The following is a 26,353-nucleotide window of genomic DNA, read 5'->3' on the forward strand; positions in this document are numbered from 1 at the left end:
ATTTATAGTTCCTACTTTTGTTGATGCGAAAGAAGAATGATATTTTGTTAAAAAGTGCTTTTGAAGAGTTCTTTCCAGACCTGCTTCGTTTCTTTTTTAAGGATGCTGATGATATTTTTAACATTGATTCAGGTTTTGAATTTTTGGATAAAGAATTGTCCGAACTTTTTCCCGCGCTCAAAAAGAAAGGGGGAAGTCGTTTTGTTGATATGCTTGTTAAAGCGTACCTGAAAAATGGGCAAGAAGAGTGGATACTTGTTCATATTGAGATTCAGGGCGAAGGGACGAAGGATTTTCCCAAGCGGATGCATCAATATTGGTACAGGATCTACGATCGCTACGAAGTCGATATTGTAGCGCTTGCAGTTTTTACCGGCAATCATAATCAGAAACGTCCCAACCGTTTTCATAAGGAATTTCTTGGTACCCGGATCACCTATGAATATAATGTATATCATATTCTGGATCATAGCGAACAAGAGTTACTTGCAATGGATAATCCTTTTGCACTTATTGTTCTCGCAGCACAAAAGACGTTGACAATGAATAAAATACCAGAGGTTGAACTTGGATTTCAAAGACTTGCTATTGCCAAGGCAATGATTCAAATGGAAAAGTATGACAATCCAAAAATAAAACGCTTTTTATTCTTTTTAAAGACCTTTGTGCATATTGAAAATTCCTCAATAAATTTTAACTTTGAAAAGGAAATCGCATCATTAACAGGCCAGGAAACTGCTATGGGAATTATAGAGACTATTAATATGCTTACACGTGAGGAAGCATTAGAAGAAGGTGAAAAGAGAAAGAGCCTGGAATTTGTGACTAACCTCTTGTTGGCTAAAAGATTCTCAACATCAGAAATTGCCAGTTTTGCCGGCGTATCCAAAAGTTATGTTAAAAAGGTAGAAGCAAAAATGGGGGCTAAGTAGTTTTTTACAGCATAATCTCTTTTTACTGTAAAAGCAACTCTAAAAAGCAGCTTCACAATGCTCAGAAAACTTCTCATTACAGTTATTTTATTACAAAGCTCGCTCTTAAAAGCTCAGCTTATTTCTGATTCCTTATTAATCGACAAACATTACCGGGTTTTTTACTACAACAAACCACAGGCTTCACAAACCGGTGCAAGTCTTGTTTTCGCCATGCATGGTTCTGGCGGAAAGCCTCAGGATATTGTGGAAAAGGCAGTGAAGCTGGAAACAAAAGCAATTGCTGACAATTTTATTATAGCTTATCCCGCCGGTTACAAACATTACTGGAATGAATGCCGCAAAGCATCGACGGCTGCGGCAAACGTTGAAAAGATTGATGAAGTTGCTTTCTTTTCGGGAATGATCAAGTACTTCAAAGAGAAATTTAAAATCAATGAAAAACATGTTTTTGCAACCGGTTTCTCTGGCGGTGGACATATGTCTTATTCTCTGGGGTTAACGATGACTGGGAAAATAAAAGCGATTTCTGCCATTGTTGCCAATCTTCCTACGCCTGAAAATATGGATTGTGTAGAATCAAAAATGCCGCTTGCAGTCATGATCACCAACGGTACTGCGGATCAGACTAATCCTTACAACGGCGGAGAAGTAAAAATACCAGGGGTTTCTTTGGGCACAGTAAGAGCAACGGAGCAATCATTTCAGTATTGGGCCGCACTTGACGGTTACAAAGGAAATCCTGTAAAATCGATTGTGCAGGATGCAGATACCAGCAACGACATTACGATTGAAAAATATACTTACAAAAAGAAGGGCCAACCTGAGGTTACTTTGTTAAAAGTGATCAATGGAAAACATCAGTGGCTGACAGATATTGATGTTTTTGAAGAGTCGTGGAAATTTTTCAAAAGACAGATTGAGTAAATTTTTTGTCCGGCGGCGATGAAATGCCGCCGGACAAAAATAATTTTATCATAAAAAAAATCTACTCAAATTTCTTCCCTTCAGTTGTTCCCGGCCATGTATCTGTCCGGAAAGGATTTGCCGGAAAACCTTCTGAATTGTACAGATTAGCTTCCACCGGTGCATCCGACCAGGCGTAGCGAACGGAAACCGGTTTCACTCCTTTTGGATGATAAATGATAACAGTATTTCCCGAAATTTCAGCCTTGGCGTAATAAAAAACCTTGTCCTCACCTGCAATTTCAAAGCCTTTCAGGTAGCCATATTTATCTTTCACCATAAGGCCGCTGCCGGCAAATTTAAAACTCACTGTAGCTTTTCCATCGCTGAAAGTGACGGTGTCATACATCGGAGAACTGTATTCAATATTTTGGCTATAATCCAGTTTTAAGGCATTGGTAGCCAGTCGGTGGCCAACATCCTGTTTGTTGGTTGGGTGGATATCTTTTGCGTTTCCAACATCAATCGTTACCGCCATTCCGGTTTTTGACAGTTTTAAAGTCATGGTTTGCGCTTCACGAAGTTCGGCCCAATTACTTCCTTTGTTGCTGCTTTGATCACTTCCAAAACTGGAAAGTTCAACAAAATAAAACGACTCATCGCCTGGTTTTCCATTAACTGACCATTTTTTTCGCCAGTCATTAATCAACAATGGAAAACTCTCACGATATTGATAAGCTCTGCCGGCATTGGATTCTCCTTGATACCACAAAGTTCCTCGTGTTGCAAAAGGGATTAACGGCGCAATCATGCCATTGTAAATTGTGGTTCCAACATTGTTGCTGGAATGCATATAACTGTGTGTATCAGCGAAAGAAGCCATTAAAAACCAGTCTTTTGCTATGCTTATTTTTTGCTTGCCGGTACCGATGTAAAGGTCGTCTGCAGAACCTTGCAGACCAAGTCCATACCAAGGCGATCCGATCAGATTTCCAAATTTAATTACCAGACTATTTTCTCCTGCCTTCCAGATATTTTCCGGAATTTCAATTTTTCTGACACCTTTTATAATTCCGCTGCTAACCTGTTTACCGTTAATATAAATGGCATTCTGACTGTCATTTTCTGCAAGAGCTAAAATTGTTTTTTGTGAAACGATATCAGCCGGAATAGTAATTATTCTAGCCATAAAACCATTGCCCCGAAAAGCCCAGATCCCTTTCCAGTCCCACTGACCAATAGGATTATCTGTTTTATGCCATTTTGAAAAATCATAACCAGCTTCTGTGTATTTTGCTTCGTCAGGAGCCGACGGATTTATTTTCGGATCTTTAAATAGTTGTGTTCTTAATTTTGCATCAATTTGTTTATCAGCTTCTTCCCAGGTTGTCGGCATGTGTTGTGCATAATCTTTTAACACCTCGCTGTTCAGCATTCCTTCCTTGCTGATCCAGCCTTCCACCTGTGAACCTCCCCAGGAAGAATGTAAAATGCCGATTGGAATGTTAAGTTTTTGATATAATTCCCGGGCAAAGAAAAAGCCGACTGCCGTGAAATTACCAACCGTTTCAGAAGAAGCAATTTCCCAGGAACCATTTTTCAGATCCTTTTGAGGAAGCATGGTTACTTCACGATCCACCGTAAAATGACGGATTTTCGGAAAGTCGGCATTCTTCTTTTCTTCGGCATAATTATCGGCTTGTTGTACTTTAAATTCCATGTTCGACTGTCCGGAGCATAACCAGACCTCGCCGATTAAAATATCCTGAACGGTCACATTTCCTGATTTCGCTGTCGCAGTCAATTGAAACGGGCCGCCAGCTTCAAGCGGCGCAAATCTTACAATCCATTTTCCGGAAGTATCCGCTTTAGCTTTGATGGTTTCTCCGCCGAGTGTTACCGTTACATTTTCTTTTGGTTTTGCCCAGCCCCAAACCGGAATCGGTTTTTGACGCTGAAGTACCACGTGGTCCGAAAAAAGGCGGGCCAGTTTTATTTGGGCAAAACTGCTGGTTCCTGATAGAAGAAAGAGGAATAAGAGTATTCTTTTCATTGGTTTATAAAAATCTGATTGTTTTATAGAAAGCAAATCCGGTGCGTAACTTACCTAAGTTTCAAATGTCTGAAACTAAAAATTGGATTAAATTTTTGGATCAATTTCTCAAGCAAAAGAAAACCTGACATTTGGATATCAGGTTTTCAGCATTCACAAGAAAATCTATCTTTCGTCGCGAATCAGTTTTTCATATTCAATCTCTGTTGATCTGCGTTCATTGGGATTTCCGTAGGCAGAAAAATAATGAGATAACAAACCAATTCCCCAGCCAAACATCGGCCAAACCGGCCATGGGTAAAGATGGTGATGACCCCAGGGTTGGATGGACATTATCGCATAGATTATCCAAAGCCCGGCATTTACCATAAAATAATTTTGCAGATGTCTTTTAAATCCGGCTCTTTTTTTAGCTTTTCTCCAAAGGAATTCGTTGCGTGAAGTTTCCATTTTTCTATGAGGTTTTGATGTTTTATACTGATTGATCAGATTCCGTTTTCTTTGATTGATATAAAAGTAAGGTGCGCGCTGAACTCCGTTCCTGCGATTTTGATGAAGTTCATAATTTTCCTGATAGATCGTCAGAAAGTTAGAATGAGGCGTTTTTAGATGTTTTCTGATTTTATTTGAAGAGAAAATTTATAACTCTAAATGTCTCATTTTTGAGAAAAAAGTCATATTATTGTAAAATGAAAATACTGCAATGAAAAATACCCGCCAAAAAATTACTGACGCTGCTATTGAGATTTTCAACGAAGATCTATCTGCTCCTTTGGAAGCTGTTGCGGAAAAAGCAGAAGTTACAAGAAGGACATTACACCGTTATTTTACCGATCGGCAGGATCTGCTTCTGGCTTGTCAGGAGGCTATGCAGGAAAGTTGTAAAAAAGCCATTGGTGATGTTTATACAAGTTATTCAGATCCATTAGAGCGATTTGAAAATATGCTTTATGCTGCAATTGATTGCGGCGTAAAATTCTCTTTTCTGCACAGAATGCATAATAACGACCATCATCAGCACACTACCAAAAACGAAAATTGTAATAATTATGATGTTACGTTCAACAAGTTTAAAAGCACGGTTGCGGAGCTTCAAAGAAAGGAATTGATCACCAAAGAATTATCGGCGGAATGGATTGAAATGCTTTGTGCCGGAATCGTTACAGCGGCAATTAATTCAGAAAAATCGGGAAACGTGGCGAAGATTAATATCAAAAAATTTGCCTGGTATTCTTTGAGCAAGGGGATTTTAGTGTAAAAAAATTTGCGTCTTGATGTCTCTAAAATGAGACATAACGTAATAAATATTGACAAAATTAAAAAAAAATAATAAAATGGAAAAAAAAGATTTTGAAGTGATCATTATTGGAGGAAGTTTCGCCGGATTATCCGCGGCAATGGCTTTGGGGCGGGCTATCAGAAATGTGCTGATTATTGATGCCGGCAAACCGTGTAACAGACAAACGCCGCATTCGCATAATTTCCTGACACAGGACGGAGCGACACCGGCCGAAATTTCGGCAATTGCAAAAAGTCAGGTTCTTGCTTATCCGACGGTACAGTTTGAAAATGATATTGTCATTGATGTTTCGGGAACAAACAATAATTTCATTGTGAAAACTGTGGAGGGTAAAGTGCATACAACCCGAAAAATTCTTTTCTCAACGGGAGTTAAAGACATATTGCCCGAAATTCCTGGTTTTTCGGAAAGTTGGGGGATTTCTGTAATCCATTGTCCCTACTGCCACGGTTACGAATACAAAGGACAAAATACGGGCATTTTAACAAACGATGTTATGGCTATTGATTTTGTCAAACTGATCGGTAACTGGACTCAGAAACTGACATTATTTACAAATGGGAAGGCAGTTTTTGACAGAAAAATATTTGATAAAATTTCAATTCCAGGATTTCAAATCGTGGAAAAGGAAGTGGCTGAACTGATTCATGAAAGCGGTTACCTGAAAGAAATTGTATTTAAGGATGGATCTGCTCAGGAAATTGATGCCTTGTATGCGCGTGTTCCTTTTGTTCAACATACCGATATTCCGGTAAAGCTGGGATGTGAATTAAATGAAATTGGCCATATAAAGGTTGATGAATTTGGCAAAACCGGGATTTCAGGGATTTATGCGGCGGGAGATAATACTTCAAGGTTAAGATCTGTGTCGTCGGCTGTGGCGGCAGGCTCGGTGGCTGGTGCATTTTTAAATCATGATATGATTAGCGAATAATGCTGCTTCGACAACGGTAATTTTAAATAATTGTGACTTATTTTAATAAATAAAAAAAGCTGAGATTCTGATTTCTGTTTGAATTTGCTGACGCTGATATTGAGCAAATTATATAAACGATTTTAAAAACATAATTAAGGATTAACACCAAACCTCTGACCTGCTGAATTATAATTATTTAGGATTTTTGTAGGGACCAAGGTTTAACTCCATGTTATATATTGAAATATACTTTCGCGAGAAGATTAATAGCTTTCTTATTAAACAAAAAAAGACTTTTTGAACTTGTAAATCTATCTGAGCAGGTTAGTACAGGATAGTACGGTCAATTATTTTAGGAATTTTTGGATATTAATTTCCTCTTTTTAAAGAGTATGATCGATAATATATGTCTTGTTAGAAAAGAGTTATAAGGGTATTTAATTATTCAAAAGTCTAAAAACGTACAAAATGCTGTTCAAAATGAGATCGAAATTAAGATTCGCCGCCGTAGGGGCAGCCCTGGTGGCCGCCCAATTCCTCGCCATTCAAAACCAGGCAATCGCCCAAAAAAAGGAAAAAGGATTCGTTCAGATTTTTGATGGTAAGACTTTAAAAGGCTGGGAAGGCGATACCAAGTACTGGCGCGTTGAAAATGGGAATCTGGTTGGTGAAATCACACCTGAAACACTTTTGAAAACAAACTCTTTTATTATCTGGAAAAATGGAGAACCAGGCGATTTTGAATTAAAAGGATCATTCAAAATAACTGAAAAAGGTAATTCCGGGATCAACTACCGCAGCGAACAGCTAACGGACGTGCCTAACGCACTAAAAGGATATCAGGCTGATATTGATGGGGCCAATCGTTACACCGGACAAAACTACGAAGAAAGAAAACGGACCACACTGGCTTACAGAGGAGAAGTTGTGACTGTTAACGCGCCAACTGATAAATCTGATGAGGCCTTTAAAGCAAATTTGAAAAATAATGCATGGCTTGGAAGAACTGTAACAGGTTCACTGGGAACTTCGGATGAATTAAAGACCAAAATCAAAAGTGAAGATTGGAACGAATTTCATCTGGTTGTGAAAGGAAACCGTTTGCAGCATTACATCAATGGCGTATTGATGAGCGATGTTACGGATAATGACACAGTAAACGGGAAATCAAAAGGCCTTTTAGGTGTACAGGTTCATGTTGGACCGCCGATGAAAGTTGAATACAAAGATATCCGTATTAAACAATAACGGTTTTGATCTGAAACGACTGGCAGCATAATTGCTAACCGCTAATTGCCAATAGCTATTTGATTATGAATAAAATAGGATTTAATGTGCTTGCCTGGACGGCAGCTGTGTCGGACGATTTATTTCCCATCATTGACAGGTTAAAGAATATCGGTTACGACGGTGCAGAGTTTTATCTTGGTTCGCAGGATACGGCTGCATACAAAAGAATGGGCGATTATACCCGCGATCTAGGCCTGGAAACTACCGCGGTAATGACCATGGGCAAGGACGATAATCCTATCAGCGATTCTGTTGAAATTCGTCAGAAAGCGCTCGATAAAATTAAGTGGGGTGTTGACCGGGCACATGAGTTAAATGCAAAAATTATTTGTGGCCCCTTCCATTCTGCACATACCGTTTTTGTTAACCGTCCGCCTCTTGATCAGGAATATGCGCTGGCAGGAGAAGTATTGAATGTGGCAGCTGAATACGCCGCTCAGGCGAATATTGTTTTTGCTCTGGAAGCTCTGAACCGTTTCGAATGTTACCTGTGCAATACCATGGAGCAGTTACTAAAACTTGTAAAAGCAGCCGATCATCCGAATGTGAGAGCGATGTTTGATACGCATCATTCCAATATTGAAGAGAAAAGTTACGCCTCTGCACTTGATACTATAGCCCCGGTTTTAGCCCATGTGCATATCAGCGAAAACGACCGTGGAACGCCAGGTGAAGGACAGGTTTTGTGGGATAATGCATTCTCGTCATTAGCCAAAATAAAGTATAAGGGCTGGCTTACGATTGAAGCTTTTTCAAGAAACGATCCTGATTTTGCCAATGCCATTGGTGTATGGAGAGAATTTTCAGATCCATGGGACATTGCCGAAAAAGGATACCGTTTCATAAGAGAAATGAGCCTCAAACATAATTTATAATCCAGAAACTTAAAGTCCAACGGACTTATATATTTTAGCCCGGGGCATCGCCCCGGGATTTCGTGAATTATCCAGAGCCGATAGCGAATTGTCAATTGCCAGGAATCAATTTTTATTTGCTAAAAGCTAATACCTAACCGCAAAAAATAAATGTCACAAAAACTTCCATTTCGTTTCGGTTCCGAAGTTTATACATGGTTTATGAGTAATAACGGCCAAACGCATCAGGGCCGTTTGGGTCATATGATTGAAGTGATTGCAAAAGCAGGTTTTAGTGGCATTCAACCCATTTTTACCTGGATGGGCGATTTGATCGATCCGTCACTTTTGGAAGCGAAATTAAAAGAACAGGGAATAGAATTGGCTGCGCTCGCGCTGGCTCTTGACTGGAATGAGGCCGAAGAAACAGAGCGTGAAAGAGAAGTGGCCGACCATGCGATCAGCGTTTTGCAAAAGTTTCCGGGAGCAATTTTAAATACAGTTCAAATACCAACAGGGCGTCATAATCTGGCAGAACGTCAGAAAAATCTGGTGAATATTGTAAACCGTGTTTCGGCCAGAGCTGCTGAAAAAGGTGTTCCATGCAGTTATCACCCAAATTCACCGCATAGCTCCATTATTCGTACCGCAGAAGATTACAAAATTGTTCTGGAATCCTTGGATTCAACCGTGACTGGCTGGACGCCGGATGTTGGGCATATCATCAATGGTGGTATGGATCCTTTGGAGAAAATGAAAGAATATCAGTCACTGATCAACCATGTTCATTTCAAAGACTGGGATGGAAATCCTGAGTTTGCACTGATGGGCAAAGGAAAAGTTGATCTTTTGAGCGTAACACAATGGTTAAAAGATATCGATTATAAAGGCTGGATTATCTGTGAAGACGAAGGTTCTGAAGCACTGGAAGATCCTGATTTCGTAACGTTACATGACGGGAAATGGATTCAGGAAGATTTAATACCGAAACTTATTTAGCGGTTGGCTTTTAGCGATAAGCATTTAGTTATCGCTCGATAATATATCTGACAAAAACTCAAATAATTTCGACTTAGAAACAGCCAATCGCTAACACTCCATGCCTTTAATAAAAACCAACGGAATACAACTTCATTACGAAGAGCGGGGTTCGGGAATATCTCCGGATGAAACGCCTTTGTTGCTGATTATGGGCATTACAGCGCCCGGTTCGGTTTGGAATGTTCATTTGGCGGATTGGCAATATTATTTCAGATGTATCATTGGAGATAATCGTGGTGTCGGACTTTCTGACAAACCTTCTGGTCCTTATTCATCTGAGCAAATGGCAGATGATTATGCCGGTTTGCTGGATGCGATTCAGGTTGAAAAAGTAAGAGTTGTTGGTTGTTCAATGGGAAGTACTATCGCGCAGCAGTTGGCGATTCGTCATCCTGATAAAGTACAATCGTTGGTATTGATGTGTCCATGGGCGCGCTGCGACAATTATGCAAAATCATTGTTTCAGCACATCATGAATTGTAAAGCGCGTTTCCGGCCGGAGGAATTTAGTTTGTATATCCAGTTGCTTATTTTTTCAAAATCAACCTGGGACAATTCTGAAAAATATGAAGAACTGGGAATCGGGCGAAAACAGGATAGCGTAAACCCATTTCCCCAGCCACTTCACGGGCTGGAAGGACAGGCCGCCGCTTGCATAAATCATAATGCATTGGCTGATTTGGGGAAAATTGAAAAACCAACATTGGTCATAGGAGGGCGGCAGGACATTTTTACGCCGGTATGGATGGCTCAGGAAGTTGCAAACGGAATTCCTGAATCGGAACTTTTTCTGTACGAAAATCTTGGTCACGCGTTTCATTTTGAGAATACTGCCGACTTTAATCCAAGGGTAAGAAATTGGTTATTGGACAACTAAGTTTATTTAAATATCAAAAAATCAGGTTAAATAAGGTAGAATACGGCCTTTTTCTATTAGGATAATATTTTTAATTAATAAAAGTAAATGAAGGATACCGTTGAAGTAAACCAGGGCTGGAGAGATAAGATATCCAATCATGCACAGATAGGCGGGATTGAAACATCGGTACTAGATAACGGTGCGGGACGAGGAACCAGGATTGCATGGATTAATACCGGAACGGGTTTGCGGTTTAAAGTTGTGATAGATCGCGCCATGGATATTGCCGACGCTTTTTACAATGAGCATAGCCTTGCCTGGTTGAGTCACGGAGGTATCACTTCCCCGCAGCCATTTTCGGATCATGGTATCAACTGGTTGAAAACTTTTGGAGGCGGATTGCTGACAACCTGTGGATTAAGCCATGTTGGTGGCCCTGAGTCTGATGAATTCGGTGAAAGAGGTTTACACGGTCAAATCAGTAATACGCCGGCAGAAATCATTTCAATAATACAACCGGATCCGCGTACAGGAAATCTGGAAATGAGCATTACCGGGATTATCAGGGAAACAAAACCTTTTGGCCCAAGTCTGGAATTGAAAAGAACGATATCTGTAACGCTCGGAAAAGCGGTAATACATATTCATGATGAGGTGGTCAACAAAGGAAACACGCCTGCACCACATATGTTGCTGTACCATTTTAATTTCGGCTGGCCATTGGCTGATGAAGGAACGGATATTCTCTGGAAAGGGAAATGGTATCCGAATAGCGGAGAAAATGCTAAAATTTTCAGAGAAGGAAATGATTTCAAAAAATGTCCGGCACCTTTGGATGATCATTTGGGAGGAGGAGAAGAAGTCGTTGTAGTAGATATTGAAGCTGATAATGCGGGACAAAGTATTTGCGGATTATCAAATCCAAAAATCGGACTGGCCGCTTTGTTGAAATTTAAAAAAGAACAATTACCATGGTTTGCCAATTGGCAGCATTGGGGAAAAGGTGAATATGTAACAGGTCTTGAACCTACTACCAATCCTTTAATCGGACAGGCAAAAGCAAGAGAAAACGGATCACTTATATTTATAAAACCGGGCGAAACCAGGTACTATGACCTCGAACTGGAAGTATTAAATAGTGCAGTGACGATATAGAATTTTTAACAGATTATAACTAAACCAAATTTTCAAATTCAAACAATGGGACTTTCAAGTATAGCTGAAAAGGCATTAGAACAGGGAAAAGGAATATTACGTTTGGCTCCAACATGGGTGCCAAGATCATTTTGTGTGCCTGGTAGAAGAATAAAATTGCATCCTGACGATTATTATATTTTGGGCGGAGAGCGCGGCGGTATTGATGAACGCTGGTTTTCATCCACAACACCGGCGGAGAACGGTCCGCTTACCGGCGAAAATGAAGGTTTGAGCCAGATCGTTTTTGAAGATGAGTCAGGTGTTCAAAAAGTGACATTGAAGGATGCGGTAGATGAGCTGAAAGGCGAAATTATAGGTGATCGTCTTTGGGATGAATACAAAAGCTGGCCAATGTATTCCAAGTTTTTTGATAACATGGGTCCATTGCCTCACCATATTCACCACAGAGATGAGCACGCTGCGATGGTTGGTCAGAACGGAAAGCCGGAAGCATATTATTTCCCTCCACAACTCAATAACCATGGGGGTGATTTTCCATATACCTTCATTGGTATAGCTCCCGGCACCTCAAAGGAACAGATTAAGGAGTGTCTGATGAACTTTACCAAGGGTGATAATAAAATTACCAACTACTCTCAGGCGTTTCGTCTGGAGCCCGGAACAGGATGGGATGTTCCTCCTGGGATGTTACATGCTCCTGGCAGTTTGTGTACCTATGAACCTCAAAAAGCATCCGATATTTTTGCTATGTATCAATCGCTTGTGAATGAAGCGGTTATTCCGGAGGAATTGCTTTGGAAAGGAACACCAAAAGACAGAATTGGAGATTACGACCTGTTAATGGAAGTGATCGACTGGGATTTGAATGTGAATCCCAATTTAATGGAAAAGCATTTCATGCGTCCTAAACCGGTAAAAGATGTTGAGGAGATGGCGGCAGAAGGATATAGTGAAAACTGGATTTGTTATAAAAACGAAGCTTACAGTGCCAAAGAACTTACAGTTTTTCCAGGACAAACTGTTACCATTAGTGATGCCGCTGCTTACGGATTGATCGTCATGCAGGGACATGGTAAGTTCGGTGTTTGGGATATTGAAACGCCTGCACTTATTCGCTACGGACAGCTTACCAATGATGAGTTTTTTGTAAGTGAAAAAGCGGCGCAGGAAGGTGTTGTAATCAGCAATCCTTCGGCAAATGATCCGATCGTTATCCTGAAACATTTTGGTCCTTTAAATCCTGATTTAATTATTGAGTAGGCGTTAGTCGCAAGTTTTGACTAACCATAAATTTTGATTGAAGTAATTAACTTTTTCGCGCTGTCAGTCAGTTTCTGGCTGACAGCTAATCGCTAAAATCCAATTTCAATTATGCCAGAAAATAATTATCCCAAGTTACACAATGCCACATGGCCTGGTATTGTAGGAAAAGGATCCGATTCGGAGCCTGTTATTTCTTTTGATACGATGCTTGAAAAAACTGCCGCCGCTGAGGTGAACGGAGTGAAATTCGATGGTATCGATATCGGTCTTTTTGATCCTCATATTGATCTGGATATGAGTGACGACGGTATCAAAAAACTGGTTGACAAAGTTGGCGGACTTAACCTTGAAATCGGAAGTCTGGTTGCTCCGATCTGGAGCGGCTCAGCAATGGGCAGCAAAGAGGCCCGTGATGAATTTGTTTTGCAGGTAAAAAAAGCTTCCATTTTTGGTCAGAAACTTAGAAAACTGGGAATTCGTCCGAATGGAATTGTTCGTATAGATTCGTCCAGCAAACCGGAAGACTGGGCGCTTGATCCTGTAAATAATACAAAACTTATTGCTGAAACTTTCAGAACAGCTTGTGATATAGCGGCTGAATATGGCGAAAAACTTGCGGCAGAGGGTGAAATTTGCTGGGGTGGCATGCAAAGCTGGAAAACCATGATTGATACGATGGAACAAGTTGATCGTCCGAATATGGGCTTTCAGGCTGATATGTCGCATACATTCCTTTATCTTTTAGGATACAACCGTCCGGAAGATCGTGTTCTTCCGGTTGATTTTGAGTGGAGCGACCGTGCTGCATTGGAAGAAGGTTTGAAAAAAATGACTGCTGCGTTACGTCCATGGACGCTGGATTTTCACGTAGCACAAAATGATGGAACAGTACACGGGACTGGTTCTCATGATAAAACAGGGCGACATTGTCTGGCTACGGACCCTAATGGGAAACTTGACATTACGCATGATGCGGGCTATTGGCTTCGTGATGAAAACGGAGAGTTAACGAAAGCTTTCCGCCATATCTGCTGGGATGGCTGCATGTTCCCGAACGAAGTAATGACTAATCAGAAAACATGGAATGATATCCTTGCGGCTATGATTAATGTTCGCACGGCGCATGGCTGGTATGAGGCTTAATGATAACATTGAAAAAATAACGCATTTTACATTATGTCAACTAAGAAAGAACTCAGAATTGGATTGATCGGTACGGGATTGATGGGCCGTACGCATTCCAATGGATATAACAGAATTGATAACTTTTTTCCGGAGCTGGAATATACGCCAGTTTTGAAAGTTGCTTGTTCCCGTAATGCGGAAAAAGCAAAGGCTTTTGCAGAACAGTGGGGTTACGAATCATTTGAAACCGACTGGAAAAAAGTAATTGCAAGAGAGGATATTGACGCGGTGGATATTTGCACGGCTAACGATACTCATGCGGAAATTGCTATTGCTGCAGCCGCTGCCGGCAAAATGATTTTGTGCGAAAAACCTTTGGCAAGAACTTTGGCAGAAGCGCAAACAATGGTGGATGCTATTGAAAAAGCGGGTGTGAAAAACACGGTTTGGTACAACTACCGCCGGGTACCTGCGGTGACTTTGGCCAAGCAAATTGTGGATTCGGGTAAGCTTGGCCGTATTTTCCATTATCGCGCCAATTTCCTTCAGGACTGGACTATCAATCCGGATGTTCCGCAAGGTGGAACGGGAACATGGCGTTTGGATGCAGAGGCTGCTGGTTCCGGTGTAACCGGTGATTTGCTGGCGCATTGTATCGATACGGCGATGTGGATCAACGGCGGAATTAAAGATGTTTCCGCTGTTACTGAGACTTTTATCAAAGAACGCGTGCATCAGGAAAGTGGTCAGGTTCAGAAAGTTGGTATTGATGATGCCTGTATCTTTCACTGTCATTTTGAAAATGGATCACTAGGTCTTTTCGAATCAACACGTTATGCGCGTGGGCATAAGGCACTTTATACTTTCGAGATTAATGGTGAACATGCTTCTATCCGTTGGGATTTGCATGATTTGAACCGTCTTGAATATTTCGATCATTCGGATGATTCTATCGTTCGTGGATGGAGATCTATTCTGGTGACTGACAGTGATCAGCCTTATATGAAAAGATGGTGGATACCGGGAACGAGTATTGGTTACGAACATTCCTTTATTCATCAGGCAGCTGATTTCTTTGAAAGTTTGCAAACTGGGAAAGAATGTGCTCCGACTTTTAAAGATGCTCTGGAAACTCAGAAAGTTTGTGAGGCGGTTTTGGATTCTGCGGCTTCAAAGAGTTGGAAGGATACCGGGGTTGAATGGGAGGGTTCTTGAAAATAAACGAAATCATAAATATAAACGAAAACATAGGGCGATGCCCTATGCTAAAATAATAACCCTTTCAGGGTTTTCGCAATTAGCGAGGCCCTGAAAGGGCAACATATCTTAGGATGGGGCAATGCCCTATCTATCGAGGTGGGGTAACATACACATATACACACATATAAGCCCAAAGGGCATACACACAAATGTCACAATCGTTAGCAAAAGTATGCACACATATTGTGTTCAGCACCAAGTATCGTCAGCCATTAATTGATGAAAAAATTGAAAATGAGCTCCACAGGTATCTGGGAGGAATATGTAATAAATTTGAATGTATACCAATCAAGGTTGGAGGTTATGTAGACCACATTCATATTCTATGTGTCATGTCAAGAAAAATATCCATCATGAAGCTTTTGGAAGAAATAAAAAAGAATTCTTCCAGATGGATAAAGACCAAAGGAAAGGAATATGAAGGTTTTTATTGGCAAGATGGTTATGGAATATTTTCGGTTAATCCTTCGGAATTGGATATAGTCGTAAAATACATTTCTAATCAAAAACTGCATCATGAAAACAAAAATTTCCAGGATGAGTACCGGGGTTTTTTGAGGAAATATAATATGGAATATGATGAACGATATGTTTGGGATTAATATGGAAATACATAAATGATATGAATTGATCGATCGACCGATTGGGGCGGATCGCATCGCATCGATAGGGCGGTGCCCCATCCTAAAATATAACGCCCTTTCAGGGCTACAAAATTATTTAGCCCTGAAAGGGCGTTATACCTCAGCCCGGGGCATCGCCCTGGGATTATTGGGATATTAGATTTATCCATGACCGAAACCATCCTCCAAATCAAAAACCTTACCAAATCCTTTTCCGGGATTAAGGCTTTGGATGATGTTCAGTTAACGATAAAAAAAGGAGAGGTTCATGCGTTGATGGGAGAAAATGGAGCAGGGAAATCCACCTTCATGAAAATCCTGATAGGATTACTTAGTCCTGATTCGGGTGAAATCGTTTTTGAAGGAAATACTATTAAAAACAGTACAGTAAACGAAATTTCGAAAAGAGGGATTTCAATGATTCATCAGGAAATTTTGATTATTCCTGAATTGACAGTGGCGCAAAACATTTTTCTGGGACGGGAAAAGGAGATACTGGGAAATAAAAGTGGATGGCTTAATGATAAAAACATCACGATAAAAGCTGCCGAGTTTTTGTCAGAACTTGGTGTAGATATCGACCCAAATATAAAAATGAAATACCTGAGCGTCGCACAGATGCAAATGGTAGAAATCGCGAAAGCAGTTTCGAACGATGCCACGGTTATTATAATGGATGAGCCCACATCGGCCATTTCCGACAGAGAGGTTTCTGCACTTTTTAAAATAATCAGAGATCTTAAAAGTAAAGGCGTTGCCATCATTTACATCTCTCACAAGATGGATGAGATATTTGAAATTTGTGATACAATTACTGTATTGCGTGATGGGAAATATATCGCTACGAAAAGCGCTTCTGAACTGGATAAAAACAGCCTGATTGCCATGATGGTAGGAAGGGAAATAAATAATATGTTCCCGGAGCCTGTTTTGGAAAAAGGAGAAATTATCCTTTCCGTAAAAAACCTGAATAAAAAAGGAAAATTTTCGGCGATCAGTTTTGATGTTAGTGCAGGAGAAATTTTGGGAATATCCGGACTCATGGGTGCTGGCAGGACTGAAATTGCAGAAGCTATTTACGGATTATCGCCGGCAGATAACGGTACTATCCATATAAATGGAGAAGAAATTAAAATAAAATCTCCCCAGGATGCAGTGGCAAATGGCATTGGCTATGTTAGTGAAGACCGGAAAAGATTAGGTTTTATTCCTCAATTATCGGTCAAGCAAAATCTTACACTCGCCAGCTTAACCGAACATTGTCGCGGGATATTCATCGATAATCAAAAAGAAAATGTAGCGGCAGATCAAATGATCGCGGATCTGAAAATCAAAGCTTCCGGACGAAATCAGAAAGTCACACATTTGAGCGGAGGAAATCAGCAAAAGGTAGTTATTGGTAAAGTACTTGCGGCCTCTCCCAAAATTATTATCCTGGATGAACCTACTCGCGGAATTGATGTCGGAGCAAAATTTGAAATATACAAACTGATAAATAGTCTGGCAGCGAAGGGAATTGCAATCATTATGATTTCTTCCGAATTGCCCGAGGTTTTGGGAATGAGTGACCGCATCATGGTTTTGTCAAAAGGAATTCAGACGGCAATTTTGTCAAGGAAAGAAGCGACACAGGAATTAATAATGAAATATGCCGTGCAGTGAACTGATAAAATTTACCAGGTAAATCATTGCTTTAAAGTGTTCATTTAGAAAAAGAGATAGATTTAAATAACATAAATTGGGAAACAAACTTACTTCGAGATTTCGTGATATTGGCCAATACGGTATCTTTCTGGCTTTTGTTATCATCTGCCTGATACTGGCTTTTAGTACGCCCAAATTTTTCACAGTATCAAATCTAATGAATATCGGAACACAGGTTTCGATCAATGCTTTATTGGCTTTTGGAGTAACTTTTGTTATTATTACCGGAGGTATCGATCTTTCGCTGGGATCTATGGTCGCGGTTACCGGCGTTTTGGCAGCCTCTTTTGCACATCCTGATACTTATCCTCTTATTGTGCCGGTTTTTATCGGACTTGCCGGTGGCCTGGCCATCGGAGCTTTTAACGGATTGGTTATTACAAAAAGTAAAGTCCCACCTTTTATAGTAACATTGGGAACCATGACAATTGGAAGAGGTTTAGCCTTGATTCTAAGCAATGGAAGACCAATTTCTAATTTATCTGATTCTTTCAATTTCATTGGTGGCGGAAATATATTGGGTATACCGTTTCCAATTATTATTCTTGTTCTGGCCTTCCTGATTTGTTCGGCGATTTTAAACAAAACAATTCTTGGTCGCTACATGTATGCGGTTGGTGGAAATGAGCCTGCTGCCCGCGCCTCAGGAATTCGGGTTAATCATGTCAAAATGTGGGTTTATACTATTTGCGGATTACTTTCTGCTGTGGGTGGAATTCTATTAACTTCAAGAATTACAACAGGCCAACCTAACGCCGGAGCTGGTTTCGAGCTTGATGCTATTGCAGCAGCCATTATTGGCGGTACAAGTACATCGGGCGGCACCGGCACCATGACAGGTACATTAATTGGTGCTTTGTTAATTGGCGTCATCAGTAATAGTCTTGATTTGCTGAATGTTACTTCTTATTATCAGCAGGTTGTTATGGGTGCTATCATCATCGGTGCGGTGGTTTTAGATAGTATGGGGAAAGAAAAAAGCTAGGATTTATAAAGCCTGAATCATATTTAACATTGCCTTTTGTTTCCAATAAAATGAATAAAATATTTATGAAACTGAATTCCATTTGCTCATTTGTACTTATTGCTTCTGTTTTTGTTGGATGTAATCAATCCAAAAATTCCGAATCAGAGACAAAGGATGGCACGCGAAAACTTGTCATCGGAAGCACGATGTTAAGTATGCAAAACGAGTTCGTTGTCAATGTGAGTGATGAAATGGAAGCAAAAGCCAAAGAACTCGGTGTTGAACTCATTACCGTTGACGCCGAACGTTCTGCTTTGAAGCAGGTTGAACAGGTTGAAAGTTTTATCGCACAAGGTGTGGATGCCATCGTTATGAATCCTTGTGAGGTAGAAGCAAGCTCACCCGCTGTGAAACTTGCCCTGGATGCTAAAATTCCAATCATCAATGTAAACTCTGAAACCACTGCAAAACCAACATCTTTTGTTGGTTCTGATGACGTTGAGTCTGCCAGAATTGCGATGAACTATATTGTCAAAAAGTTAGGTGGAAAGGGTAATGTGATCATGATGCATGGTTATATGGGACAAGCCGCTCAGATAAAAAGGGATAAAGGAGCAAAAGAAATTCTGAAAGCAAATCCGGGATTAAAACTTCTCGCAGAACAGTCAGGAGAATGGGACCGCGCTAAAGCAATGTCATTGACCGAAAACTGGGTTCAGTCTTATGGCACTAAAATCAATGCTGTTTTCGCCCAAAATGACGAAATGGGATTAGGGGTTGTAAAAGCTTTGGAAGCAGCCGGATTGAAAAATAAAATAATCGTGGTAAGTATCGATGCTATTCCTGATGCATTGCAGGCTGTAAAAAAAGGAACACTCGATGCAACCGTTTATCAAAACGCAAAACAACAGGGCAGCAAAGCTATTGAGAATGCAGTAAAAGCAGCCAAAGGTGAAGCATTTGAAAAGGAAGTTTTGATCCCGTTTCAGCTCGTTACAAAAGAAAATTTAAGTGAGTTTTTGAAATAAAATCAAATTTTTCAATTAATTCCATTTGCCAAAAAGTACAAGAAATCAATCCTGAACCATGAAAAATAAAACCGGAGAAATGAAAGTCGCTTTATCGGGAATCCTTTTGGGAATCTGTTTTCTTACATCTGCGAATGCGCAGCAAAATGAAAAGAAAGCAACGCCCGTCCGGTTTGAAAAAAAACAGATTGCGTCTGAAAGCAATGAATCGGTAGCGGTTTTTGACGTAAATAATGACGGTAAGCCGGATCTTGTTTCAGGTGAATTCTGGTATAAAGGCCCTGAATTTTTTGATCGTTTCTACATTGGAGAAGTGAAACGTCACGGTGAATATTGGGATGATTTTGCAACCATTCCAATGGACGTTAATGGCGATGGAAATATGGATTTTATAACAGGCGGCTGGTTTAATAAAAGTCTGATCTGGCGTGAAAATCCGGGAAATAACGGTCCGTGGAAAGATCACTTAATCGATGAAACCGGTAATGTTGAAACTGCAAGAGCCTGGGACATAGACAATGACGGCTTTCCGGAAATTGTCCCCAATAACCCGAATCTTCCTTTCAAATTTTACAAATTAGAAAGAGACAAATCGGGAAAAGCGACCGGAACTTTTACCAAAATTCAAGTTGCTGAAAAGCAGGACCACGGTGTTGGATTTGGTGATGTAAACGGAGACGGAAGGGGTGATTTTATTATCAGTACGGGCTGGCTGGAAGCTCCAAAAGATGTATTGAAAGATAAATGGATTGCTCACAATGATTTTAAGCTTGGTACCGCCAGCGTTCCTATTTTAGTTGTTGATGTCAATGGTGATAAGAAAAATGATATCATTGTGGGACAGGCGCATAGCTACGGGCTCGATTGGTACGAGCAGATAACCAAAGCGGGTAAAATTGATTGGATAAAACATGTTATTGATCCCTTTAATTCGCAATTTCATTCTATGGAATGGGTTGATCTTGATAATGACGGGAAAAATGAATTGGTGACCGGGAAAAGATACCGCGCACATAACGGGAACGATCCGGGAGAAAAGGATCTGGTTGGTCTTTACTACTTTCAATGGAACGGTGAGTCTTTTGTTAAACAGGTAATTTCGCACGGTACTTATGGCGTTGGAAAAGGAATTGGTGTTTATTTTTCAACGGCGGATTTGCATGGAAGTGGCCGCAAGGATATCATTGTAGCCGGAAAAGATGGTTTGTATGTTTTTTTCAATCAGGGCAATAACTAAGTTTTGATGTTCATTTAATCTTTCAGTGGCAGCATTGGATTAAAAAAGTCCATTGTTGTAATATATTTTTGACATAATTACTTAAACCCCAAATGCATGAGAAAGGTATCGGTCACTTTTGGCCATATTTTACTATTGTTACTTACAATTTTTTACAAGCCCGTTGAAGTCGAGGCGCAATCAAAAACGTCCGCTTTTGATTTAAAAGACGGAGATAGGGTTGTTTTTCTTGGGAATTCGCTTTTTGAGAATGATTTCCAATACGGTTATCTGGAACTGGCGCTTACGACCCGTTTCCCCGACAAAAATGTTACTTTCCGTAATCTGGGATGGTCAGGTGATGATGTCTGGGGAGACGGACGCAGTACTTTTACCAATCCGCCTACTGCTTACCAACATCTTATGCAAAACATTGCCAAAACGCAGCCAACCGTAGTTTTTCTTGGTTATGGAGGCGTGGAAGCGCAGGAAGGTGAAGCAGGTTTAGCGCATTTTAAAGACGGATTAAATAATCTGCTTAATAAAATTGACTCGCTGGGTGCGAAGACCATTTTGCTTTCAACGATTCCGGTAGTGTCCAGTGATACTTCCATCAATCTTTCAAAACGCAACGCAGATCTGGAACTTTATGCTTCTGCTATTGCGAAAATAGCGGCGGATCGTGGGAAACAGTTCATTGATATTTACAAACCCATTATGGATGCCAGCAAAAAGACGACCATTATTGAAAATGGGGTTCACCTTAACGAAACCGGATATTATTATCTGGCTAATGTTTTGGAAAATGGTTTAGGTTTGAAAAACGAAAAACAAACAACAACTATTTCTGTTTCCAAAACAGGAGCAGAAGCTTCCGCCAATGCCAAAATACTGGAATCAGATAAGGAATTGGCAAATCTTCAATTTATAATTCCTGAAAAATTCCTTCCATTGCCGGCTTCTCCGGAAACTGAAAAGCTGGCGGATGTCGCTCCAATACTTAAAGTGACAGGATTGAAAAAAGGCTTTTATGCACTTACGGCGAATGACGATCAGATCGTAACAGCATCTGCAAAAGACTGGGAAAAAGGTGTTGAGATCAAACAAGGCCCGTCGTATTATCAATCCGCGGAAATCAGGGATATGATATTGAAAAAAAATGAACTGCATTTTTTTCAATACAGACCGATCAACGAAACCTACATCATCGGATTCCGGGCATACGAGCAAGGCAAACATGTGAAGGATCTGGAGGATCAAAACATTTTGATCAAATGGCTGGAAGGGCAGATTGCTTTACAAAGAATGCCGAAAGAAATAGTTTATAAGCTGTCGGCTCTTGGCAACTAGCTTTTAGCTCACAGTATCAAAACTTAATTAAATTAGGAAATAATTCAGGCGAAACAAGGCTAAAAGCTAACCACGGTTCGCCGCGCGGCTAATAGCCAACAGCTAAAAAAATATGAAAGCAATAAAACTACTTATCGGGATAATGGTTCTGCCGCTTGTCCTGCTTATGACCTCATCGGTAAATCAAAAAAATGTATATGAAGATCCGGATCCGAAGAAAGAACTGGCGTCTTTCAAGGTAGCCGACGGTTTTGAGGTAACACTCTGGGCAGCCGAACCACTTGTTGCAAAACCTATTCAAATGAACTGGGATGCTGATGGCCGTTTATGGGTTGTGAGCAGTACCGCTTATCCTCACTTGAAAACAGGAGAAGTGGCTAATGACAAAATCTTCGTGATTGAAGATACGGACGGTGACGGTAAGGCTGATAAAACTACCATTTTTGCAGAAGGTTTAACAACCCCAACAGGGATTCTGCCCGGTGACGGTGGCGTTTACGTGGCTAACTCAACGGAAATTTTACATTTTTCTGACACGGATGGTGACGGAAAGGCGGATAAAAAGCGCAGAATCCTGAACGGTTTCGGAACAGGAGATGCGCATCATTTGATCCATACTTTTCGTTGGGGACCGGAAGGAAAGTTGTATTTTAATCAGTCGATCTATATTTTCAGCCACGTTGAAACACCCTTTGGAACTAAACGTCTGGAAGCGGGTGGGGTATGGCAGTTAAATCCAAAAACATTGGAAATAGATGTTTACGCCCGCGGGGGTATTAACTTCTGGGGATTGCAGTTTGACCGGTGGGGCCAATCCTTCCTGACCGACGGCGCTGGTGGTGAAGGTATTAATTATGCATTTCCAGGCGCCGCATTTGCTGCCGCCCAAGGTGCAGAAAGAATAATTAGAGGATTAAACCCTGGTCAGCCAAAACATAGTGGACTGGATGTAATTTCAGGAAGACATTTGCCCGATGCATGGCAAGGAAGAATGATTGCTAATGATTTCAGAGCAAACCGGATCAATAGCTTCAAACTTGAAGAACAGGGGAGCGGTTATGCTTCAAAACAAATGGAAGATTTGATGTGGACGGACGATATCGCTTTTCGTCCGGTTGATATTAACGTGGGTCCTGATGGAGCAATTTATGTTGCCGACTGGTATAACCCGATTATTCAGCATGGTGAGGTAGATTTTTTTGACCCGCGTCGTGATCAGGAACATGGACGTATCTGGAAAATTACCGCTAAAAACCGACCTTTGGTAAAAGTGCCAAAATTAAATAAAGCACCTGTTGCCGAACTTTTGGAAGCCCTGAAAGTACCGGAAGAACTTACCCGCACAAACGTAAAACAAGTATTAAAAGAACGTGGAGCCAAAGAAGTAATTCCGGCTTTACGCGCCTGGGTAAATGGTTTGGATAAAAAGGATAAGGATTACGAACACAATTTGCTGGAAGCTCTGTGGGTATTCCAGGCTCTGGATACTGTTAACGAACCTCTTTTACTAAGTCTGATCAATGCAGAAAGTCACAATGCGCGTGCGGCAGGATTGCGTGCGCTGGGATTCTGGTATACCAGAATTAATAATGTGCCAGGCATTCTTGCCAAAGCGGTGACAGATAAACATGCTCAGGTTCGTATGGAAGCTGTTATTGACCTTCGCAAAACGAAAACACCGGAAGCTGCCCGTGCTGCACTTTCTGTTCTGGATTTGCAAATGGATGAGTTCCTCGATTATGCACTTTGGCAGACGGTTCGTGAATTAGAGCCGGTTTGGATGGCCAGGCTGAAAACGGATCCAAATTATCTGGGCGACGCTAAAAAGACGGTTTATGCTCTGAAATCTTTGAGTTCACAAGAAGCGGTTACACAATTGATCAGTTTATATGGAAAAGGACAGGTGCCTCAGGAATATCAAAAAGATGTGCTTAACGCAATAGCCAAATCCGGACAAACTGCCGATCTGAACATGCTGCTTGACTTAACTGTTGAAAATAAAGATAAAAATATAACTCCTCAGTTAGCAACTTTGGAAGATGCTGCCCGTCAGCGGAAAGCAAAACCAGACAAAAATCCGGAACGCGTTGCTGATTTTATTGGAAATGAAGATGAAGCCGTTAGTTTGAGCGCGATCCGTCTTGCGGGTTTGTGGAAACTGGAAACATTAAACGATCGCCTTACAGGTCTGATTAAGACCGGAACTCCTGCGACTAAAAAAGCTGCATTAGGCGCTTTGGCATCCATTGACAAGGAGAAGGCGATGAAGCTGATGATAGAAATGACGGGTCCTAAATATACTCCCGAAGTGCGAATTATTTCTGCGGCACAGCTTGCAGCTTTAAATCCTGCGGAAGGGGCGAAAACTGCTACGGAACTAATGCGCACTTTACCTGCGGATGCGGATGTTACTGATCTTTTCATGGCATTTATTCCAAATAATCTTGGCGCATCTGCCTTGGCAGATGCTATTGCGGCAAAAAAGATTCCGGAAGCAGCAGCGAAGACAGGAAGGCAGCTTGTTCAAACCCGCGCTGGCTGGAACCGTCAGAGAATAGATCAGATCACAGCATTGAATAAAGCATTGGAAGCTTCTGGTGGAACCTTACCGGTTCAGAATATGAAACAGGATCTGAATGATAAGGAGATTGCAAGTCTGGCAAAAGTGGTCACTGATCAGGCTGATCCTGTAAAGGGAGAGATTATTTTCAGAAGGGCCGGTACAAGTTGTACAACTTGTCACGCGATTGGTGGTGCAGGCGGCCGAATCGGTCCTGATTTAAGCAGTTTGGGTACAAGTTCTCCCGTTGAGACCATTATTCGTTCTGTGCTTTATCCAAGTTTATCTATTAAGGAAGGCTATGATTTAAAGCGTGTTGTAAAGAAAGATGGCAGCGAATTACTGGGGTATCTTGCCAGCGATGGTGCGTCGGAAATTGTGATTCGTGATGTGACGGGCAAAGAGGTTTCCATTGCCAAAAGTCAGGTTCAGCTGATGGAAAAAGTGCCGGGCTCTCTGATGCCTCCAGGATTAACTGCCAGCCTGGATAAACAGGAGTTTGTTGATTTGATCGGTTTTCTTTCGAAAATGGGAGAATCCGGCAAATTCCGTGTTCCGACGACAAGATTTGTACGCCGATGGAATACAGTAGAAGCAAGTAAAGAAACAGCGAAAAGGATTCTGGCCGAAGGCCCCGGGTATGTTGTAAAGGATAAATCGAAAATAAGTTTCCAGCCTGTTTATAGCAAAGTTGCGGGTGATTTGCCCCTTGAAGATTTACCTGTTATCGACGCAGGTGCCGATAAAAAATACAGTTTCGTACGATTTGAAATTGAAGTACTGACGAAGGGAAATGTTGATCTGGCATTTAGTTCGACGGCAGGAATTACTGCCTGGACGGATGGAAAACCGCTAAAACTTGCTGAAAGTGGAGCCATAGCAGATTTTTCTCAGGGTATTCATACTATTACACTTGCTGTAAACAGAAGTTTGTTTAAAGACAGCTCATTAAATGTTCAGTTACAAGATGCACAAAATGGTCCAGCCCAGACCCGATTGGTTATGGGAAAATAAAAATATTTAACTCGATTGACAAGCAGAGGTTAGCTCAAAAGGGCTGACCTCTGCTTTTTTTGATTTAAAATAGCTCTTTATCGTTTTATAGGATGCGTAAATATGTACTATATGAATATTTGGCATTTGTTCATTTGGTGTGTTAATATATTCTGCTTAAAAGATTTTTACTTTTTTATTATTTGCAGTGTAGGGAAAAGTAGTATGTAATTGTCTGGTTGGTGTATTAGTAAGACGGCACCTTGAACCACCCCAGATGACTGCTTTTTCTTTAAATGGTTTTAATGAAGATTTATCAGGAAATGTTTCCGGAACATTTGATAAAATCACGGTAGAAACTGTCGTCACCGATGACGAAATGCTGCTGAGAAATCAGTTTGATTTAGATCCTGAAAAAGGTTGTGAGCTGCTTTTCAGAAGATACTATGTCAATCTTTGTAATCACGCCATCCGGTTTGTCCATTCCAGAGAAGTAGCTGAAGATATCGTTTCTGAAATTTTTACCGTTTTCTGGCAAAACCAGATTTTCAAACAGGTCAATACTTCTTACCGGGCCTATCTTTATCAATCCGTTAGAAACCGCTCCTTTAACTATTTGAAAGGACAAATGAAATTTTCTCATGCCGCAGAAGATTTTATTCAGACATCAAATAGTCCAAATCCGGACGAGGCGCTTCAGTATACCGAGCTTCACCAAAAAATCGAAAACATAATACGGGATTTGCCGCCCCAATGCCGCAGAGCGTATTTGTTAAAGCGGGTTGAAGGGAAAAAATACAGCGAGATAGCAGAAGAATTGAAAATCAGCGCCAAAGCTGTGGAAGCATTGGTAAGTCGTGCCTTAGTCAGACTGAGAAAAGAATTGTCCGCGCACTGGATACTGATTTTTCTTCTCTATCAATAAACGGCAGAAAGTCAGCACTTCCTCTTTACC

At 40.9% G+C, this 26,353-nt stretch carries 22 protein-coding genes; 20 read left to right on the forward strand and 2 right to left on the reverse strand.

Annotated features, from left to right (window positions below):
- Positions 1-23: 23 nt before the first annotated feature.
- Together FDK13_RS17655 and FDK13_RS17660 are read left to right on the forward strand one after the other, a co-directional pair.
- The gene (locus tag FDK13_RS17655; RefSeq protein WP_137341337.1) at positions 24-932 is read left to right on the forward strand and encodes an RpnC/YadD family protein; all 909 of its coding nucleotides are present in this window, start codon (positions 24-26) and stop codon (positions 930-932) included.
- 57 nt (positions 933-989) lie between these two features.
- Entirely contained in the window at positions 990-1,859 is an 870-nt protein-coding gene (locus FDK13_RS17660) for a CE1 family esterase (protein WP_137341338.1), read from the forward strand.
- Positions 1,860-1,920: 61 nt separating this feature from the next.
- On the opposite strand, the gene FDK13_RS17665 is transcribed toward FDK13_RS17660, so the two are convergent.
- Together FDK13_RS17665 and FDK13_RS17670 are read right to left on the reverse strand one after the other, a co-directional pair.
- A complete protein-coding gene (locus FDK13_RS17665; RefSeq protein WP_137341339.1) occupies positions 1,921-3,891 on the reverse strand; it encodes a sialate O-acetylesterase in 1,971 nt (656 codons plus the stop codon).
- A gap of 165 nt (positions 3,892-4,056) precedes the next feature.
- Complete coding sequence (locus FDK13_RS17670) at positions 4,057-4,341, reverse strand: 2TM domain-containing protein (RefSeq protein ID WP_137341340.1); 285 nt, start codon at positions 4,339-4,341, stop codon at positions 4,057-4,059.
- A 253-nt stretch (positions 4,342-4,594) separates the two neighbouring features.
- On the opposite strand from FDK13_RS17670, the gene FDK13_RS17675 reads away from it, so the two are divergent.
- The 18 genes from FDK13_RS17675 to FDK13_RS17760 all read left to right on the forward strand — a co-directional run bounded on the left by FDK13_RS17675 (position 4,595) and on the right by FDK13_RS17760 (position 26,323).
- On the forward strand, positions 4,595-5,149 hold the full coding sequence (locus tag FDK13_RS17675) for a TetR/AcrR family transcriptional regulator (protein WP_137341341.1): 555 nt from the start codon (positions 4,595-4,597) through the stop codon (positions 5,147-5,149).
- Between the two features lie 76 nt (positions 5,150-5,225).
- Positions 5,226-6,125 (forward strand): NAD(P)/FAD-dependent oxidoreductase, encoded by a 900-nt coding sequence (locus tag FDK13_RS17680; protein ID WP_137341342.1) that lies wholly within the window; start codon positions 5,226-5,228, stop codon positions 6,123-6,125.
- Positions 6,126-6,587: 462 nt separating this feature from the next.
- Complete coding sequence (locus FDK13_RS17685) at positions 6,588-7,355, forward strand: 3-keto-disaccharide hydrolase (protein WP_170982832.1); 768 nt, start codon at positions 6,588-6,590, stop codon at positions 7,353-7,355.
- A 65-nt stretch (positions 7,356-7,420) separates the two neighbouring features.
- On the forward strand, positions 7,421-8,272 hold the full coding sequence (locus FDK13_RS17690; protein WP_137341344.1) for a sugar phosphate isomerase/epimerase family protein: 852 nt from the start codon (positions 7,421-7,423) through the stop codon (positions 8,270-8,272).
- 150 nt (positions 8,273-8,422) lie between these two features.
- Positions 8,423-9,250, forward strand: coding sequence for a sugar phosphate isomerase/epimerase family protein (locus FDK13_RS17695; protein ID WP_137341345.1), 828 nt, complete (start codon positions 8,423-8,425; stop codon positions 9,248-9,250).
- Between the two features lie 100 nt (positions 9,251-9,350).
- Entirely contained in the window at positions 9,351-10,169 is an 819-nt protein-coding gene (locus tag FDK13_RS17700) for an alpha/beta fold hydrolase (protein ID WP_137341346.1), read from the forward strand.
- Positions 10,170-10,256: 87 nt separating this feature from the next.
- A complete protein-coding gene (locus FDK13_RS17705; protein ID WP_137341347.1) occupies positions 10,257-11,306 on the forward strand; it encodes an aldose 1-epimerase family protein in 1,050 nt (349 codons plus the stop codon).
- 45 nt (positions 11,307-11,351) lie between these two features.
- On the forward strand, positions 11,352-12,569 hold the full coding sequence (locus FDK13_RS17710; RefSeq protein WP_137341348.1) for a hypothetical protein: 1,218 nt from the start codon (positions 11,352-11,354) through the stop codon (positions 12,567-12,569).
- 111 nt (positions 12,570-12,680) lie between these two features.
- Positions 12,681-13,715, forward strand: a complete 1,035-nt coding sequence (locus FDK13_RS17715) for a sugar phosphate isomerase/epimerase family protein (RefSeq protein WP_137341349.1) — start codon at positions 12,681-12,683, stop codon at positions 13,713-13,715.
- Positions 13,716-13,748: 33 nt separating this feature from the next.
- Entirely contained in the window at positions 13,749-14,912 is a 1,164-nt protein-coding gene (locus FDK13_RS17720; RefSeq protein WP_137341350.1) for a Gfo/Idh/MocA family protein, read from the forward strand.
- 194 nt (positions 14,913-15,106) lie between these two features.
- On the forward strand, positions 15,107-15,559 hold the full coding sequence (gene tnpA, locus FDK13_RS17725) for an IS200/IS605 family transposase (protein ID WP_137341351.1): 453 nt from the start codon (positions 15,107-15,109) through the stop codon (positions 15,557-15,559).
- Between the two features lie 189 nt (positions 15,560-15,748).
- On the forward strand, positions 15,749-17,242 hold the full coding sequence (locus tag FDK13_RS17730) for a sugar ABC transporter ATP-binding protein (RefSeq protein WP_137341352.1): 1,494 nt from the start codon (positions 15,749-15,751) through the stop codon (positions 17,240-17,242).
- Between the two features lie 76 nt (positions 17,243-17,318).
- Positions 17,319-18,269: an ABC transporter permease gene (locus tag FDK13_RS17735; protein WP_137341353.1), complete on the forward strand. Its 951-nt coding sequence runs from the start codon at positions 17,319-17,321 to the stop codon at positions 18,267-18,269.
- 65 nt (positions 18,270-18,334) lie between these two features.
- Positions 18,335-19,279 carry a sugar ABC transporter substrate-binding protein gene (locus FDK13_RS17740; protein WP_137341570.1) on the forward strand — a complete coding sequence of 315 codons (945 nt, stop codon included), beginning with the start codon at positions 18,335-18,337 and terminating at the stop codon, positions 19,277-19,279.
- A gap of 58 nt (positions 19,280-19,337) precedes the next feature.
- Positions 19,338-20,516, forward strand: a complete 1,179-nt coding sequence (locus FDK13_RS17745; RefSeq protein WP_229216089.1) for an FG-GAP repeat domain-containing protein — start codon at positions 19,338-19,340, stop codon at positions 20,514-20,516.
- A 96-nt stretch (positions 20,517-20,612) separates the two neighbouring features.
- A complete protein-coding gene (locus FDK13_RS17750) occupies positions 20,613-21,845 on the forward strand; it encodes a GDSL-type esterase/lipase family protein (protein WP_137341354.1) in 1,233 nt (410 codons plus the stop codon).
- 112 nt (positions 21,846-21,957) lie between these two features.
- Positions 21,958-25,419 carry a PVC-type heme-binding CxxCH protein gene (locus FDK13_RS17755; RefSeq protein WP_137341355.1) on the forward strand — a complete coding sequence of 1,154 codons (3,462 nt, stop codon included), beginning with the start codon at positions 21,958-21,960 and terminating at the stop codon, positions 25,417-25,419.
- A gap of 256 nt (positions 25,420-25,675) precedes the next feature.
- Complete coding sequence (locus tag FDK13_RS17760; protein ID WP_137341356.1) at positions 25,676-26,323, forward strand: RNA polymerase sigma-70 factor; 648 nt, start codon at positions 25,676-25,678, stop codon at positions 26,321-26,323.
- The last annotated feature ends 30 nt before the right edge of the window (positions 26,324-26,353 follow it).

It is taken from the genome of Dyadobacter frigoris, assembly GCF_005280585.1.
Taxonomy (GTDB): Bacteria; Bacteroidota; Bacteroidia; order Cytophagales; family Spirosomataceae; genus Dyadobacter; species Dyadobacter frigoris.

Bases quoted from the DNA above. Each gene is read 5' to 3' on its own strand.
- FDK13_RS17655 (WP_137341337.1), top strand. From the start codon at position 24: ATGCGAAAGAAGAATGATATTTTGTTAAAAAGTGCTTTTGAAGAGTTC.
- FDK13_RS17660 (WP_137341338.1), top strand. From the start codon at position 990: ATGCTCAGAAAACTTCTCATTACAGTTATTTTATTACAAAGCTCGCTC.
- FDK13_RS17665 (WP_137341339.1), bottom strand. From the start codon at position 3,891: ATGAAAAGAATACTCTTATTCCTCTTTCTTCTATCAGGAACCAGCAGT.
- FDK13_RS17670 (WP_137341340.1), bottom strand. From the start codon at position 4,341: ATGGAAACTTCACGCAACGAATTCCTTTGGAGAAAAGCTAAAAAAAGA.
- FDK13_RS17675 (WP_137341341.1), top strand. From the start codon at position 4,595: ATGAAAAATACCCGCCAAAAAATTACTGACGCTGCTATTGAGATTTTC.
- FDK13_RS17680 (WP_137341342.1), top strand. From the start codon at position 5,226: ATGGAAAAAAAAGATTTTGAAGTGATCATTATTGGAGGAAGTTTCGCC.
- FDK13_RS17685 (WP_170982832.1), top strand. From the start codon at position 6,588: ATGAGATCGAAATTAAGATTCGCCGCCGTAGGGGCAGCCCTGGTGGCC.
- FDK13_RS17690 (WP_137341344.1), top strand. From the start codon at position 7,421: ATGAATAAAATAGGATTTAATGTGCTTGCCTGGACGGCAGCTGTGTCG.
- FDK13_RS17695 (WP_137341345.1), top strand. From the start codon at position 8,423: ATGTCACAAAAACTTCCATTTCGTTTCGGTTCCGAAGTTTATACATGG.
- FDK13_RS17700 (WP_137341346.1), top strand. From the start codon at position 9,351: ATGCCTTTAATAAAAACCAACGGAATACAACTTCATTACGAAGAGCGG.
- FDK13_RS17705 (WP_137341347.1), top strand. From the start codon at position 10,257: ATGAAGGATACCGTTGAAGTAAACCAGGGCTGGAGAGATAAGATATCC.
- FDK13_RS17710 (WP_137341348.1), top strand. From the start codon at position 11,352: ATGGGACTTTCAAGTATAGCTGAAAAGGCATTAGAACAGGGAAAAGGA.
- FDK13_RS17715 (WP_137341349.1), top strand. From the start codon at position 12,681: ATGCCAGAAAATAATTATCCCAAGTTACACAATGCCACATGGCCTGGT.
- FDK13_RS17720 (WP_137341350.1), top strand. From the start codon at position 13,749: ATGTCAACTAAGAAAGAACTCAGAATTGGATTGATCGGTACGGGATTG.
- tnpA (WP_137341351.1), top strand. From the start codon at position 15,107: ATGTCACAATCGTTAGCAAAAGTATGCACACATATTGTGTTCAGCACC.
- FDK13_RS17730 (WP_137341352.1), top strand. From the start codon at position 15,749: ATGACCGAAACCATCCTCCAAATCAAAAACCTTACCAAATCCTTTTCC.
- FDK13_RS17740 (WP_137341570.1), top strand. From the start codon at position 18,335: ATGAAACTGAATTCCATTTGCTCATTTGTACTTATTGCTTCTGTTTTT.
- FDK13_RS17745 (WP_229216089.1), top strand. From the start codon at position 19,338: ATGAAAAATAAAACCGGAGAAATGAAAGTCGCTTTATCGGGAATCCTT.
- FDK13_RS17750 (WP_137341354.1), top strand. From the start codon at position 20,613: ATGAGAAAGGTATCGGTCACTTTTGGCCATATTTTACTATTGTTACTT.
- FDK13_RS17755 (WP_137341355.1), top strand. From the start codon at position 21,958: ATGAAAGCAATAAAACTACTTATCGGGATAATGGTTCTGCCGCTTGTC.
- FDK13_RS17760 (WP_137341356.1), top strand. From the start codon at position 25,676: ATGACTGCTTTTTCTTTAAATGGTTTTAATGAAGATTTATCAGGAAAT.